Raw genomic sequence first — 14,290 nt, 5'->3', positions numbered from 1 at the left:
TGCGACTTCGGGTCGATCATCTCGCCCGAACTGGGCCGCGTCGACCGCGAGCACGTCCTCGGGGTGCACGTGAACGGGCTTGTCAGCGCCTCCACGGTCGACTGGAGCGGCGAGGATCCCGTGGCCGGGCTGACCGAGGAGGAACGCGCCCTGCTCCAGGAGGGCGACACCGACTGGCAGGAGCGCGCGGGGTACGCCACCCCCTGCAGTCCACCCGGCCGCAGACCCTGGCGTACGCACTCACCGCTCGCCGGTGGGCCTGCTGGCCTGGAACCTGGAGTGGTTCGTTGACTACGACCCCGTCCGCAGTGACCAGACCCCATCGGGTGGGACGCGATCCTGACGAACGTGGCGATCTACTGGTTCACCGCGACCTCCGGGTCCTCGGCCCGCCTGTACAAGGACGCCGGGACGCCTTCTACGGCGGGCCGTCCTCTGGTGTCCCCACCGCCGTTGCGCTGTTCACCGGCGACACGGTGATCCGGACACTCGCCGAACGCGCCAACCACATCGTGCGCTGGACCCGCTACGACAGCGGTGGCCACTTCGCCGCTCTCCAGGCCCCTGATCTCCTCGCGGCCGACATCCGGGCTTTCAGCGCCCGGTGGCGATAGCGCCTGGCCCTGCCCGCGGCCGCTGCGTCGCCCGCCCGGCCGGGGCCGGGCGGGCGACGGTCAAGAGAGTGCCGGTACGAGCCGCCGGCGGTCTCCTTACGGAGCGGGGCGGCGGCCACGGGTGGGCGCCCCGCACGGTGGACTCCCGATTGGGGGAATCGCCTCCCGGGAAGACGCCCTCTTCCGCTCCGCACGGAACCGTGCCGGTTCCGGCCCGGTCGGCGGGGACCGGTTACCGCGCTTCGAAGTTCCACCTGAGGTTCGGGTCAGCCGTGTTGCGGTACCCCAGTTTGAGGAAGGATCCGGTCCAGGCGGGGTTCTCCAGCGTGACTCCGAGATTCCAGTTCTTCGCCGGCACGATGTGGCGCACGTTGTTCCCCAGGTACGGCAGGTTCCACTCCTGCACCAGGCGGCCGTTGCACTCGGCCTGCTCGGCCCGCTTACCCGCCTGCGTCGCCCCGTCCTTGGGCTGGAGGCACAGGTTGCTGCGGAGGTTGCGGACCTCGTACGTCGCAGCCCATTGCTCCTCCCGACATGGGAGACGGCCCAGTCCATCCCCGCGTAGTCGTTGGGCCAGACCCGGACGTCCGTACGCTGCGTGGAGCCGCCCCACGGGACCACCATCGCGTCGTTCCGCTCGAAGATGATGCGGTAGTCGGCCTCCGGGGCGAGTTGGGTGGGGGCGGCCGAGGCCGCGGCCGGAGCCATGAGCACCGCTCCGGCGACGGCCGCAAGAAGCGCCGCGGCAGATGTGAACATGTTACGCTTCGCCATCAGATTCCTTCTCTGTGAAAGACGGGTAAGGGATCGGATCACCTCTGGAACTTCCGGTGAGGGGCCAGGGGTGATCACCAAGGGGATTTTTGCACACACGCACTGTGTCCAGTCGGACGTTCCCGGGAAAGCATCGAAGAATTCCTGCGCTGCCGGACCGGAACCGGCATCGCGTGCCCCTGACCGGGCACCGCTGAACGCCTCCCCCGCACGCCGAAAGCGCGGGCTCCGCAGCCACGAGATCGCCCCGGCTCCGCCTCAGCGGAGGCCGCTCCGTCCAGTACGCCGACCACGCCCGTTTCGCGTACGTCCGAGCCGCCGGAATCCGCATCGGGGACCTCCCCGGTGGCGGGACCGGGCCCGTCACCCTGGAGACCGTCATCAGGTGCCGCAGCGGGCTGCGTGGCGGCGACCGGGGCGATGTGTCCTGCGATTGGAACCGGGCAACGGCAGGACCTACCGCGTGCGGCACCCGCTACGCAATCTGGACGGCACCGTGGCCGCCGAGGCCGGCCACGTGAGCGGCCTGCTCAACCTCGCGACACGCCGACTGGTCACCCGGCCCCGGCCGCGAATGGCGGACCCGAGCGCACAGGCCCGGACCTCTGCGCCTTGAGTCCCATACTCCGCAGGACACGCCCTAGTCCGCTGTGTGGACGCGGACCACACCGGCCATGTTGTTCGTGCGGACCTCGGTGACGCGCACGTCCAGCCCGCTCCGCGGCGCCTCCAGCATCATGCCGTCGCCCAGGTAGATGGCCACGTGCGAAATGTAGTCGGGTGCGGTCGGGTCGTTGCGCCAGAAGATCAGGTCGCCGCGCTCGGCGTCGGCGTAGTCCACGTGCGTACCGGCCCACCACTGGTCGTGGGTGACCCGGGGCACCGAGACGCCGGCCCGGGCGAACGCCCACTGCACCAGGCCCGAGCAGTCGAACCCGGCCTCCGGAGTCTCACCGCCCCAGACATAGGGGACGCCGAGCTGCGACTCGGCGGCGGCGATCATGTCCTCGATCGTCGATCCGCCGACCGGAGCGCCATCGGGGCCCGAGGGCTGGGCATCGGGGTCCTCCGCGAGCAACTGCAACGAGGCGTCCTCGCCCAGGATCTCCGTGAGCTCCTCCCGCAGCTCCCACAGGTCGGCGTCGGGTGCGGAGATAACCAGGGCGTTGCCCTCGGGGAAGCCGAGTCCGGCGGTGACGTCGCTGGAGACCAACGCGTCGATCCCGGCCACCCCGGAGGTCGCGTGCGTCCAGACCTCGCGGGTGACCTCGCCTTTGCCGCCCGCGAGGTCGACCTCGCTGCCGACGTCGAGGTCGCGCTGCTTGCCGGCCTCGTCGGAGAGCGCGATCCGGCCTTCGGTCAGGCCCTGCCAGATCTCGTCGGACTCGGCCGAAGGCTTCGGGGCGTAGTTGCGGAAACTCGAGGGGTCGACCCCGAGCATCGCCGTGGGCTCGCCGTCGACCTTCACCTCGGCCGCGTCCACCACCTCGACGGACTCCACCCCGTCGAGTTCACGCACCGCGTCGGTGGTCTTCCTCGGAAGGGTCTCCGGCGCGACCGCGAAATACTCGCGGGAACGCGCCTCGTCGAACGGCTCCACCTCGACGTCGTGCCGCAGCTCGTCCGTATCGGCCACGGGGGGCGCGGAGGAGCCGTCGCTCGCCCCGCCCGAGGTGCCGGGCTGCGGTCCGCTCCCGCGGGTCTGGGCGTCGAGCGGGGGCCGGTCCTGCACGTTGGGCTCGGGATCGGCCCAGGCCGGAGCGCCGAAAGCGGTAAATGCCACGGCGAACGCCACCGTCGATCCGGTACACGATCTCAACCGATGTCGCACTCCGAACCTCGCCTTCTGGCTCCCGTGGAAATGTCGGATACAAGCATGGAGGGGTGAGTAGGCTCATTTCAAGCGACGACAAGATGAACGTCGGCCATAACCGGCCATTACGTTCTTGGGGTTTCACGCGTCCGCATAGCAGGTAACGACCGCTATATCCAGCGGAAATCGCACCCACGTATCACCGAACATCAAAGATTTGGTCTCCTCTCCCGCCTCCCGGAGCATCTCGACGGCGCTGTCCGAGATAGGGCGAGGAACATGCAGAACAAGCTCGTCGTGCTGGAAGAACACCATTTGCGGGACTCCATGGGCGACGTCGAGCGCGGTGAGTTTGCGTCGCACCGAGGCCATGAAAACCAGGGCCCACTCCGCGGCGGTGGCCTGAATTACGAAGTTCCGGGTAAACCGGCCCCGGCTGCGGGCCATGCGGCCGCCCTCGTCGCCCGTGAGGGGTTCCTCCGCGTTGCCGAACATGATGGTGCGCCACCTTTGCGAGGGCGGCGGGCAGGTGCGGCCGAGCCAGGAACGGACCAACCGCCCTTCCTCCCCCGCTTGGGCCGCGGCGTCGACATAGCCCAGCGCCCGCGGGTACAGGCTGCGCATGCTCTGCAGCAGCGGGGCCGCGTCCCCACTGGTCTGGCCGTACATCGCGGAGATCATCGCGATCTTGGCGCGCTCCCGGTCGCCGCCGAAGGCGTCGGCCATCCGAGCGTACAGATCGGTGCTGTCCGCGGCTTCGGCCAACGCGTCGTCACCGGAGACCGCGGCGAGGATGCGCGGTTCGAGCTGGCCGGCGTCGGCGCAGACCAGGGTCCAGTCGGGGTCCGCGACCACCGCTCTGCGCACCACCTTGGGAATCTGCAGCGCCCCGCCGCCGCGGGTGGCCCATCGGCCCGAGACCACGCCGCCGACGACGTAGTCGGGCCGAAACCGCCCATGCCGCACCCAGTTCTCCACCCACGTCCACCCGTGGGTGGAGTGCAGCCGGGAGAGTTCCTTGTAGCGCAGCAGCAGCGGAACAACAGGGTGGTCGACCTGGCGCAGCACCCACGAGCGCGTCGAGGACACCGGGTGGCCGATGGCGGCGAACGCCTTCATGAGCTGGGTCGGGGAGTCGGGATTGACGGTGCGGCCGAAGGTCTCGGAAATCCGCTGGGCGAGATCGGCCAGCACCGGTGGCCGCTCACCGGACGAGGGGCGCGGGCCGAGGTGCTCGGTGAGCACCGCGTCGTGGACGTCGGCGCGCCAGGGGACACCGTCGTGCGCCATCTCCGCCGCTGCCAGCGCACCGGCGGACTCTACGGCGGCGAGCAGGGCGAATCGGTCGGGGTGCGGGAGTTCGACGATGCGCCGCTGCTGGTCGTCGTACACCTCGATCAGTGCTTCGAGGCGGTCCACATCGGCGGGCAGGGTGCTGCGGTCGGGTTCGAAGAGCGCGGGCTGCGGTTCGGCCCCCGCGGCCACCTGGTACCCGAGGTCGGGCGGGACCTCGCGGCCGTGGAGCCGTGCCCACGCGGCCCCCAGGGAGCTCGGCTCTCCGAATCGGCCGTGGTACCCGAGCAGCAGGGATTCCACGAGGACGATGTCGTGGCAGCGCGCGACGCGGAGCGAGTGCTCGATGAGCGCCGGGTACAGCTCGTCGGCGGCCCCCCAGATCCAGCGGGGAGGGGGGTCGGTGTACCCCTCGAGGTCGGCGATGGCTCCGGCCAGGTCACTGACGCGCCACAGGCTGCCCCTCTTGGGGCGCTCGCCCGCCCTTCCGTCGACCTCTCTCAGCCGCCCTCCGCCTTCACCGTCCGAAACCACCGCGATGCGCATGAACCCAGTCTTTCCCGGGCGGCACCGGTTCCGCACCTCTTTCGGGCCATCACCGGTTCGCTGATGCCACGCCGGGCCGCTACTCCCGCTGCACGACGTTCTCCAATGGGGTCCCTTCGGCCCATCGACGCAGCTGGGTGTCGATGAACCGGCGAGCGCGCGGGTAGAACGTCTGCGCTCCCCCGGCGACGTGCGGGGTGATGTAGACACCCGGCGCGTCCCACAACGGGTGGTCGGCGGGCAGCGGCTCGGGGTCGGTGACGTCCAGGGCCGCGCGCACCCGCCCCTTCTCGGCCAGCAGTGCCGCGGTGTCGAGCAGCGGGCCGCGGCCCACGTTGACGACGAGGGCTCCGTCGGCGAGCAGCGCGAGCTCCTCCGTTCCGATCAGCCTTCGGTTTCGGCCGTGTGCGGGGCGACGAGCACGACGATGTCGGTCTCGGGAAGCAACCGGTGCAGACTGTCGATCCCATGGACGTCCTGCTCCGACCGGGCACGCCGGGCCAGCCGCACGACCTCGGTCTCGAAGGGCAGCAACCGCTCCTCGACGGCCGCGCCGATGCTTCCGTAGCCGACGATGAGTACGCGGGCATCGGCCAGCGAACGGGTGTAGTACGGCTCCCACCGGTGCGTCTCCTGGTCCACCGCCCAGCGTGGCAGGTCGCGCTGCGCGGCGAGCATGAGTGCGAGGGTGTGTTCGGCGGTGCTCGCGTCGTGCAGTCCGCGCCCATTGCACAAGGTGGTCTCGTCGGGGAGCACGTCGAGGACCTTTTCGTAGCCGGCGGTGAGGACCTGCACGGCGCGGAGCCCGGGCATCCGCTCGATCAGGTCCACACGCTGGGTCCGCCCGTAGGGCACGACGTAGAACGCGACGTCGGAGAGGTCCCCGGGAGGGTCGCCCTCGCCGTCGAAGACGCTCACCCGCATCCCCGGGGGCGCGTTGTCCAGGTTCTGCCGCCACGGCACCAGTACCCGATCAGCCATGCTCTGCTCGCTCTCCTCCGCGCAGGGGATCCGCGTCGCCGACGACCCGCACTCGCGGGGCGATCGTGCTCGAAGCTACCAGGTGCGGTAACGGCCGCTTGCGGCCAGCTCCCGGTGCGACTGCCGCCCATTCACCGCCCGGCCCCGCGGGCGAGTTCGTAACAGGCGATCGCGGCGGCCGCGGTGACGTTCAGCGAGTCGACATCGCGGCCGGCCATGGGGATGCGTACGGCGCGGTCGGCCTGGCCGAGCCACCGGGAGGACAGCCCGTCGCCCTCGGACCCCAGCAGCAGGGCGACCCGCTGCCCGCGGCCGATGTCGTCCAGGGCTTCGGCCAGCGGCGCCGAATCGGGGCCGGGGGTCAGCGCCAGCAGCTCGAAACCGCGTTCGCGCAGCAGCCCCAGACCTCCGCGCCAGTCGTCGAGGCGGCTGTAGGGCTGGGTGAACACCGCGCCCATGGACACCTTGACCGAGCGCCGGTACAGCGGATCGACGCAACGGGGCGCCAGCAGGAGGGCGTCGACACCGAGGCCGGCGGCGCTGCGGAAGATCGCGCCGACGTTGGTGTGGTCGACGATGTCCTCCAGCACGATCACCCTGCGGGCGTCGCGCAGCACCGTCTCGGGTGAGGGAAGCGGCCTGCGGCGAAGGGAGGCGAGCGCGCCACGGTGCAGGTCGAAGCCGACCAGCGCCTTGGCGACGTCCTCACTGACGATGTAGGCCGGAGCGTCCACCGACGCCACGATGTCGGCCAGGACCTGCCGGCGCCGCTCCGTCAGCAGCAGCGAGCGGGGCTCGAACCCGGCCCGCAGCGCCCGCCGGATCACCTTCTCCCCCTCGGCCATGAACAGCCCGTGCTCGGCCTCCAGGCTCTTGCGGAGGTTGACGTCGCGCAGCCGGACGTAATCGGCGAGGCGCTCGTCGGACGGGTCACAGATCTCGACGGCGTTCATGATCGCCAAGTTATCCGGGCGGTGGTAGCGGGCCCGCGAGCGCCTTTCATGTCCGGCTCGGCCGCGGTCCTACTCCAGCGGGTCGGTCAGGGGAGTCAGCCGCTGCCAGCGGGCCTCTTCGCAGGAACCTTCACGGGACAGCGAGACCTCGATCTCCTCGCCCTTCCAGGTTCCGGTGATAACGGCCTCCTGCGGGCCGTAGACCTTGTCGGTGCACACAGCGGAGTCGTCGACTTCGCTGAAGGGATCCCCCGCGCCGTCCTCTGCGGCCTGGCTCTGGCTCTGGGCGATCTCGGCACAGGCCGCCGGATCCGCCTCGCGGTCCCCGGTGCACGTCAGGTTCTGGATGTAGGCGCGCTCGCGGTCGCTGACCCGAACCTGCAGCTGACCGATCGGCGCCTCAGGAGTTCCGTCCTCGCTGAGCTCGCTCACGGTCTCGACTTCGGCGCCCTCCGCCTGCGGCCGCTCAGGCAACGAAACCAGGGAGGACCCCACGCCCAAGGCGTAGGCGGCCGCTCCGGCACAGCAGAGCGATGCGAGCATCGCGGTGCCGATCGTGCCACGAAAGCCGCGGCTGGGGTTCAGCTTGGACATTGGCGCCACTCTAGGAAGTCGTACGATTACGCAAAGCGTTAGGCTGGGAGATGACCGGCACGCCTCTCCCCTTCTCCCGCGACCCCCGTCGCACGCCGTTCGCCCGGCTTCCGGAACCGCACCCCCATACGGTGCTGCTCTTTCGGCCTGGGTGGAACCCGGTGCGTGCGCCACGCAGAAAACCGGCATAAGCCGGTTCCGCATACTAGCGCCCCTCAGACCTCGTTGACACCCTGAGGCACGGGGGCCGCCCGGGGGGCGGATCCGGTCATGTGTCGCGGTCCGCTCTTCTCTTCGGCCCTACCAGTGAGTAATGTCACTGTCTGAGCTTGTGCAACGCCTACCGGAGAAGATGTGTCAACCGGACGACACCGTATCCGCTCCCGCTCCTCCCGGGCTCGGGCGGTACTCACCTCCCCCCTTGGGGTCACCGCCATTGTGGTCGGCCTCATAGTCGTGCTCAGCCTGGCCATACCGGCCGGCCTGCGCTACGCAGGGTGCGCCGAGACGCGGTACCTCCGGGTGTCCACAACGCTGGGCATGGCCCCCGTTCTGCAGAAGGCGGCCGACGAGTTCAACGAGGAAGGCCACAGCTACTCCGGCGAGTGCGTGTTCGCTCAGGCGGGCGAGGTCGCTCCCCACCGGATCATGACCCAGCTCGCCGGTGGCACCACCGCCGATTCCACGACCGCGCCGGATGTGTGGGTGCCGGAGTCCTCGGCATGGGTGGAGCTCGCCCGTGTCTCTGACACTGGGGCGCGCAACATCGAGACCACGCCCCGCTCGCTGGCCAGCTCTCCCGTTGTCCTCGCTGCGCCCGAGGACGCCGAGGGGATCCCGGAACCGGACGAGGCCAGCTGGAACCTCATCCTGCCCGGCGAACGCTCTCCTGACCGGCCCATGGTCATGGTCGACCCCAACCGCGGCGCTGATGGAATGACCGCCATGTACCAGGTGCGCGAGGAACTCGGCACGGGCGACGAAGCCGATACCGAGGTGACGGACTTCGTCCGCGACGTGCAGCTCGACACGGCCTTCGACGAGCTCGACCTGGCCAGCGCCTATCCGAGTCCCATCGACGTCGACCCGCTCACGGTCGTTCCGGAGCAGGCGGTGCTGCGCTACAACAGCACCGGCCCCGAGACTCCGATCGAGGCGCTCTACCCCACTGAGGGAACGGTGAGCCTGGACTACCCGTTCGTTCCCATCGGGGACGATCCCGCTATGCGGGCCGCGGCCGACGACCTCTACGAGATCCTGCAGGCCGACAGCTACCGGGAGGAGCTGCGCGGACTCGGCTTCCGGGAGCCGGACGGCACCCTCAGCGACGAGCTGGCCGACCGCGAGGACATCATCGGCGAGCCGCCGGAGACCCACCAAGGGCTCACCGGCGACGCCCTGCTCAAGTCCGTGGAGGACTGGAACCGGCTGTCCATGCCCTCGCGGGCGCTGGTGCTGGCCGACGTCTCGGAGAACATGACCGAGGACCTCAACGGCGGCCCCAGCCGGTTGGACGTCACCAAGAACGCCGCACAGCTGGGCCTGTCCCTGTTTCCCGACGAGACCGACCTGGGCCTGTGGCTGCTGTCCGATGAGTACGAGCAGGGCCGCGACCAGGTCGAGGACCTCTCGCGACTCGGCGGCTCCGTGTCGGACGACGGCACAACACGGCGCGACGAGTTGCAGCAGATCGCCGAGGACATCGAGGTCGAGGGCGGCGAGTCGCGGCTCTACGACAACATCCTGGCCGCCTTCGACGAGGTGCAGGACGCATACGACGACGACAAGATCAACAGCGTGATCGTGCTGACCGCCGGCCGGGACGACGGCTCGAGCGAGATCTCGCACGACGAACTCGTGGCCGAACTACAGGACCGGTTCGACCCCGACCAGCCGGTGACCATGTTCATCATCGCCTTCGGTCACCAGTCGGAGCGCGAGGAGCTCTCCGAACTCGCCTCCGCTACCAGCGGCACGCTCCACGTCACCGACGACCCGGACGAGATCGGCGACATCTTCCTCAGTTCGGTCTCGCGCCGGCTGTGCGTTCCCGATTGCGACGAGTAACAGGCACCGCGAACAGGACAGCCAAAAAATCACGATTAGATAACCTAAATTCGCCTCTGGCCGGGTGGCCCCCGCACGACAACGGGCCGGTTCTCCGTAGCCGGGCGGCCTTCCGCACCGCACCTCCGCAGTACCACCCCCGTCAGGACCGCACCCATCCCCCGACCTCGCCTCTACCAGCGAGTAAGAATTCAGTACCGTTCCAACCGAACATCCATAGACTCCGTGAGGTAGACCCTTGGGACGCCATCGAGACGAAGACGAAAAGGCAGCTGACTCGGGTAGCGAGCTACCCCTGGCCGTCGGCCGCGACCGGCGCCGTCGCGGGCGAAGCAGCGCGTTCATAGCGCTCGCGGCCGCATTCGCGATCGTCCTCGGGCTGGGCATTACCGGCTGGTACGTGATCAGCGGCGAGAGGGGGTGCGGCGGCCAGGAGGTCACACTGAGCGTGGCAGTCAGCCCGGAGCTCGTCCCGGCGATCAACAAACTCGCCTCAGGGTTCAACAGCGAGCGGTACGACGTGGACGGTCGGTGCGTCAAGGCCGAGGTACGCGGTGCGGACTCGGCCAACGTCGCCTACGGAGTCACCGGCGGCGGGCCGACCACGGGCGACACCGACTCCGACGTCTGGATCCCCGACTCCTCACTGTGGGCCAACCTGGTGAAACGCGACTCCGGCGAGGCCGTCATCACCGACACCGGCACATCGGTCGCCAACTCCCCGCTGATCCTGGCCCAACCCGCGGAGGCCGCGGAGTGGGACGACGAAGCGGGCTCCCTGCAGAATCTCGTCCCCACCAGCGCACCGACAACCGAGCCCACACGCGACGTCCGGGTGATCGATCCGGTGCGCAGCGCCTCCGGCCTGGTCACGCTCGCCTTGATCTCCGGCGCCATCGATGACACCGAGGAGGGGCAGCCCGAGCTCATCGCTGCGCTGCAGACGCTGCAGAGGGGGGCGACCCCCAACGAGGAAGCCGCCTTCGACGCGCTGAGCACCGGCAAAGGGCCTCCGTCGGTCCTGGTGCTGTCCGAACAGGCCGCCTGGCGCTACAACACCGAACACGAAGAGGCCCCCGCTTACGTGAGCTATCCCGAGGGCGGAAGCTACACCCTCGACTACCCCTATCTTGTGCGCAGTGAGGACCCGACGATCTCGCGGGCCGCCGAGCTATTCCGCGTCTGGCTGACCAGGGACGGGGCACACGGCACCCTGCAGGCCGAGGGGTTCCGCTCCCCCGACGGCACGGCCGATACCGACGTCCTGACCGAGGACGCCGGCTTCCGGGACGCCCCTCCGGAGAACCTGCCGACCCCCTCCGACAACTCCGTCGCGAAGCTCACCCAGGCGTGGAACCAGTTGAAGCTCGACACCCGGCTCCTCACCATCGTCGACATATCCGGTTCCATGCTGAACTCGGTCCCGGGCACCGACAAGAACCGGATGGAGGTCACCACGGAATCCGCCACCCAAGGACTCTCCATGTTCCCGGAGGACGCTGAGCTCGGAATATGGGAGTTCTCCACCGACCTCAACGGCAAGCTCGACTACCGGGAGACCAGCCCGATCCAAGAACTCAGCAGCACCACCGACGGAACCTCCCATCGGGAGCGGATCGCCGATGACCTCAGCCGGATGGAGCCCAAGCCCACCGGCGACACCGGCCTCTACAACACCTACCTCGCCGCCTATCGGGAGATGTCGCGGTCGTACAAGGCCGACCAGGTGAACGCGATCCTGATGCTCACCGACGGCGAGGACGACACCGATGACGGGATCTCGCTGAACCAGCTCCTCTCCACGCTGGAGCAGGAGTCCACGGAAGAACAGCCGGTTCCGATCATCTCCATCGCCTTTGGCCCGGAGGTCGATCGCGAACCGCTGGAACAGATCGCCGAGGCCACAGACGGCGCCGCCTACACGACGGACGACCCCACCGAGATCGGCGAGATCTTCCTGAAGGCTTTCTCACTGCGCCTGCAGCCCCCCGACACCCCGGAGTAGCCCCACCCCAGTCCACCGCCCGTGACCGGATGCGGCCACGGGTGGTTTGCGCAGCGTCTTCACGCCGACACCTTCGGCGACGGCGGGTCGGGGCAGATAGATCGTCGTTGCCCGCCATGTGACACCTCTGGACTTACCGGGCATGTTCACGTACTCAAAAGGGGTGCGGCAATGGTGTGAGCGTGTGAGAGGTGGCGGCCGTGGTCAACGCATGGATGCCGGGCGCCGGAAGAATCAGGGGCACAACACCGGGGGGCGTTCTTCAGGGCGGCGCTCCGCGGACCGTCTGGCTGACGACCGAATCCGATCCAGGCCTGCTGTCCGCACAGGCCGCGGCCCAACGGCTCGCAGATGACGGCCGCACCGCGCACCTGGTGTGGAACCCGGTCAGCGGGGAGACGGCGCAGTTGCTCCCCGCGACGCGCGCGGCGGCCGGTCAGCTGAACACCGGTGCCGTCGACCACGCCAAGGAGGGCCGGGTCTGCATCGTCATCCTGGTGGTCGGCCGCACGCTGACGCCGTTCACCGATGGGCCTCTCATCGGGCTTTCAGAGATCCTGAACTGGCTGGACTCCTGGGAAGTGACCCGCCAATGGCCGGCCGGCGCGCCCGGACGGACCGCCGAACCGCACCGGAAGCCGGCCGGCGAGCGGCTCTGGGCGCGTGGCGGGCACTTCGCTCACAGCCAGGTTCCGGGGGCACGCTCGGACTCCCCGGGAGCGATTTCGCCCGACCGGATCCTGAACTGCCCGCTCCCGCCGAAGCCACCGCCGCCGCCGAGATCCCCCGAGATCCGCGCTCCGGCGCCCCGGCGCGACGGCAGCCCGGCCTACTGCGGCCCCATGCGCGACCACGGCGTTATCGGACCCCCGGGGTCCACCGGCCTCGATGCGCGGCCGCGCGTCGAAGCGCTTCCGTCATGACGACATATCGGGAAGGTTAACGAATTCGATCATGATGGGGACTGCCAGTCATCCCTGGCCCTAAGACCCCTTAGTCTGTCCGCCATGGTGGATGGATCGAGCCAGGCTGGTATGCGGACCCCAGCGGCGAACAGGACCGGCTCCGGTACTGGAACGGCGAGGAGTGGACGCAGCACGTCAGGTCGCTGAGCGAACTGCAGAACGCGGCACGGGGGCAGCAGGCCGGCACGGCCTCCGCCCCCGATGACGGCACTGAGGCGACGGCGGATCTGAGCGGCGTTTCCCGCGCCGGGGCCGGCGCGGAGGACCTCGGCGACGCCGAGGAGACGACGCCCGATGTCTCCGGTTCCATGGCGATCGGTGACGAGCCCAGCACCATGCGGATCGATCCCCCCGCCACCCCCTACAGCACCGCCCCCTCCACCGGAGCCGAGGACCACGACGCCGACGGCCCCACCGCCGACCTCACCGGCACGGCCGCGCAGCCCCAGGTCCCTCCCATGGGCGACGAGCCCAACACCATGCGCGTCGATCCCCCTCATGCCCACGACCCCTTCCGGGCCAATGACGAGTCCACCGCCGACCTGACGGACAGCGGAGGAGGCGACGACGCGCCCAAAACCGCCGTTTTCAATCCCGGCGACACGATGTTCGCCTCCACGACGGGGGTCGGGAGCGGCGGCGAGGAGCAGGCGCGGGAGACGGAGCAAAGGAAGAACTCCAAGTTCAACCGCTTCCTCGGTGACCTGAAGGAAGGGTTCTCCGAGATCGCGGAGGAGCGCAAGCAGCGCCAGGAGGAACAGCGCAAAAAGGCCGAGGAGGCCAGGAAACGCGCCGAGGAGGCCGCCAAATACCAGCGGCCCGGTACGGCGGCGGCCGAGGGCGCCCCACCCGGCGGGCCGGGCGAGTCCCGGCCGTCGGACACGCCGGAAGCAGGTCCGGCCGGTCCCGGGGCGCCGCATCAGCAGTCTTCGGGCCCGCAGCAGCCGTCCTATGGCCACACCCCCTCCGGTGACCAGGGCTTCCCCGGTCAACAGGCGCCCCCTTCCGAATCTCCCCACGGACCGCCGTCCGGCCCGCAACCCGGACAGCCGGGACGCGGCCCTTCCGGCCCGCAGCAGCAGCCGTTCCCGCCTTCGGGACCGCAGCCGGGATTCCAGCAGCAGCCGGCTCCTCCGCCCGGCTTTCCGCCCCACGGGCCGCCGTCCGGCCCGCCAATGGCACAGGGGTACCCAGGAGGGCAGGGAGGCCCTCAGCCCGGCTTCCCGCCCCACGGGCCGCACGCGCCGTACATGGCGGCGGGTGGCGGCCAGCCCCATCCGGGCCAGCCCCCATGGGCGGACCGCAGGGCTGGGGCGGCGGCTACGCGGGCGGCCCCGCCCCTACCCCCCGCAGCAGCCGCCTCAGCCGCAACGGCCGCCCAAGAAGAAGCGCGGATGCGGCGGCTGTATGGGCTGCTTCCTGTTCTTCCTGCTGTTTCTGATGGCCCTCGGGGCACTCGCCTACGTCCAGCTGTGGGGGATCTGGGACTGGATGGGCGAGATCTTCGACGTCTACGGGATCTACCTCTACTGAAACGCGAGGCCGCACCGGCGCGCCCGTGACCGGCATCACGGGCCCGCGGACCTCGCGGAACTCCCATGGGACCTGAGGCAGCTCGCCTGCTCCGCGCCCGGGAAGCCGTGTCCACGAACCGGACCGGCGCGGCCGGAGTGGGAGGCGGAACC

The 14,290-nt window shown here is 69.7% G+C and carries 11 protein-coding genes and 3 pseudogenes; 8 read left to right on the top strand and 6 right to left on the bottom strand.

The annotated features are described in order from the left end of the window. Nucleotides 1-291 (top strand): annotated as a pseudogene (locus VS93_RS30580) (hypothetical protein); the annotation flags it as partial. A 17-nt stretch (nucleotides 292-308) separates the two neighbouring features. Beyond that, a complete protein-coding gene (locus VS93_RS30575) occupies nucleotides 309-614 on the top strand; it encodes a hypothetical protein (protein WP_201776696.1) in 306 nt (101 codons plus the stop codon). Between the two features lie 232 nt (nucleotides 615-846). On the opposite strand, the gene VS93_RS19995 is transcribed toward VS93_RS30575, so the two are convergent. Beyond that, nucleotides 847-1,227 (bottom strand): RICIN domain-containing protein, encoded by a 381-nt coding sequence (locus tag VS93_RS19995; RefSeq protein WP_236700632.1) that lies wholly within the window; start codon nucleotides 1,225-1,227, stop codon nucleotides 847-849. Between the two features lie 624 nt (nucleotides 1,228-1,851). Here VS93_RS19995 and VS93_RS30570 point away from each other — a divergent pair. Further along, nucleotides 1,852-2,004, top strand: a complete 153-nt coding sequence (locus VS93_RS30570; protein ID WP_201776695.1) for a hypothetical protein — start codon at nucleotides 1,852-1,854, stop codon at nucleotides 2,002-2,004. A 24-nt stretch (nucleotides 2,005-2,028) separates the two neighbouring features. Here the strand turns inward: VS93_RS30570 and VS93_RS19990 are convergent, their stop codons facing one another. The 5 genes and pseudogenes from VS93_RS19990 to VS93_RS19970 all read right to left on the bottom strand — a co-directional run bounded on the left by VS93_RS19990 (nucleotide 2,029) and on the right by VS93_RS19970 (nucleotide 7,568). Then, the gene (locus VS93_RS19990; protein ID WP_173434340.1) at nucleotides 2,029-3,219 is read right to left on the bottom strand and encodes a C40 family peptidase; all 1,191 of its coding nucleotides are present in this window, start codon (nucleotides 3,217-3,219) and stop codon (nucleotides 2,029-2,031) included. 123 nt (nucleotides 3,220-3,342) lie between these two features. Then, nucleotides 3,343-5,040, bottom strand: a complete 1,698-nt coding sequence (locus VS93_RS19985) for a bifunctional 3'-5' exonuclease/DNA polymerase (RefSeq protein ID WP_046471427.1) — start codon at nucleotides 5,038-5,040, stop codon at nucleotides 3,343-3,345. A gap of 79 nt (nucleotides 5,041-5,119) precedes the next feature. Further along, nucleotides 5,120-6,021: pseudogene (locus VS93_RS19980) on the bottom strand (2-hydroxyacid dehydrogenase). Nucleotides 6,022-6,152: 131 nt separating this feature from the next. After that, complete coding sequence (locus VS93_RS19975) at nucleotides 6,153-6,974, bottom strand: TrmH family RNA methyltransferase (protein WP_046471426.1); 822 nt, start codon at nucleotides 6,972-6,974, stop codon at nucleotides 6,153-6,155. Nucleotides 6,975-7,043: 69 nt separating this feature from the next. Next, nucleotides 7,044-7,568: a hypothetical protein gene (locus VS93_RS19970; protein ID WP_046471425.1), complete on the bottom strand. Its 525-nt coding sequence runs from the start codon at nucleotides 7,566-7,568 to the stop codon at nucleotides 7,044-7,046. Nucleotides 7,569-7,922: 354 nt separating this feature from the next. Between VS93_RS19970 and VS93_RS19965 the strand changes: the two genes are divergently transcribed. From VS93_RS19965 to VS93_RS28435, 5 genes and pseudogenes are all read left to right on the top strand, one after another. After that, entirely contained in the window at nucleotides 7,923-9,635 is a 1,713-nt protein-coding gene (locus tag VS93_RS19965) for a substrate-binding domain-containing protein (RefSeq protein ID WP_046471424.1), read from the top strand. Nucleotides 9,636-9,873: 238 nt separating this feature from the next. After that, nucleotides 9,874-11,640, top strand: coding sequence for a substrate-binding domain-containing protein (locus VS93_RS19960; RefSeq protein ID WP_046471423.1), 1,767 nt, complete (start codon nucleotides 9,874-9,876; stop codon nucleotides 11,638-11,640). 200 nt (nucleotides 11,641-11,840) lie between these two features. Continuing rightward, nucleotides 11,841-12,563 carry a hypothetical protein gene (locus tag VS93_RS19955; RefSeq protein WP_156184938.1) on the top strand — a complete coding sequence of 241 codons (723 nt, stop codon included), beginning with the start codon at nucleotides 11,841-11,843 and terminating at the stop codon, nucleotides 12,561-12,563. A gap of 95 nt (nucleotides 12,564-12,658) precedes the next feature. Next, nucleotides 12,659-12,736: pseudogene (locus VS93_RS33505) on the top strand (DUF2510 domain-containing protein); the annotation flags it as partial. A gap of 1,129 nt (nucleotides 12,737-13,865) precedes the next feature. Continuing rightward, on the top strand, nucleotides 13,866-14,138 hold the full coding sequence (locus tag VS93_RS28435; protein WP_236700631.1) for a hypothetical protein: 273 nt from the start codon (nucleotides 13,866-13,868) through the stop codon (nucleotides 14,136-14,138). Nucleotides 14,139-14,290: the final 152 nt, after the last annotated feature.

It is taken from the genome of Allosalinactinospora lopnorensis (assembly GCF_000981225.1).
GTDB classification, from domain to species: domain Bacteria; phylum Actinomycetota; class Actinomycetes; order Streptosporangiales; family Streptosporangiaceae; genus Allosalinactinospora; species Allosalinactinospora lopnorensis.
Note: the sequence above shows the minus strand (reverse complement) of the source record. Positions and strands in the feature narration are given on the sequence as shown.

Coding starts and splice junctions, on each gene's coding strand:
- VS93_RS19970 (WP_046471425.1), bottom strand. CDS start 7,568: ATGTCCAAGCTGAACCCCAGCCGCGGCTTTCGTGGCACGATCGGCACC.
- VS93_RS19975 (WP_046471426.1), bottom strand. CDS start 6,974: ATGAACGCCGTCGAGATCTGTGACCCGTCCGACGAGCGCCTCGCCGAT.
- VS93_RS19985 (WP_046471427.1), bottom strand. CDS start 5,040: ATGCGCATCGCGGTGGTTTCGGACGGTGAAGGCGGAGGGCGGCTGAGA.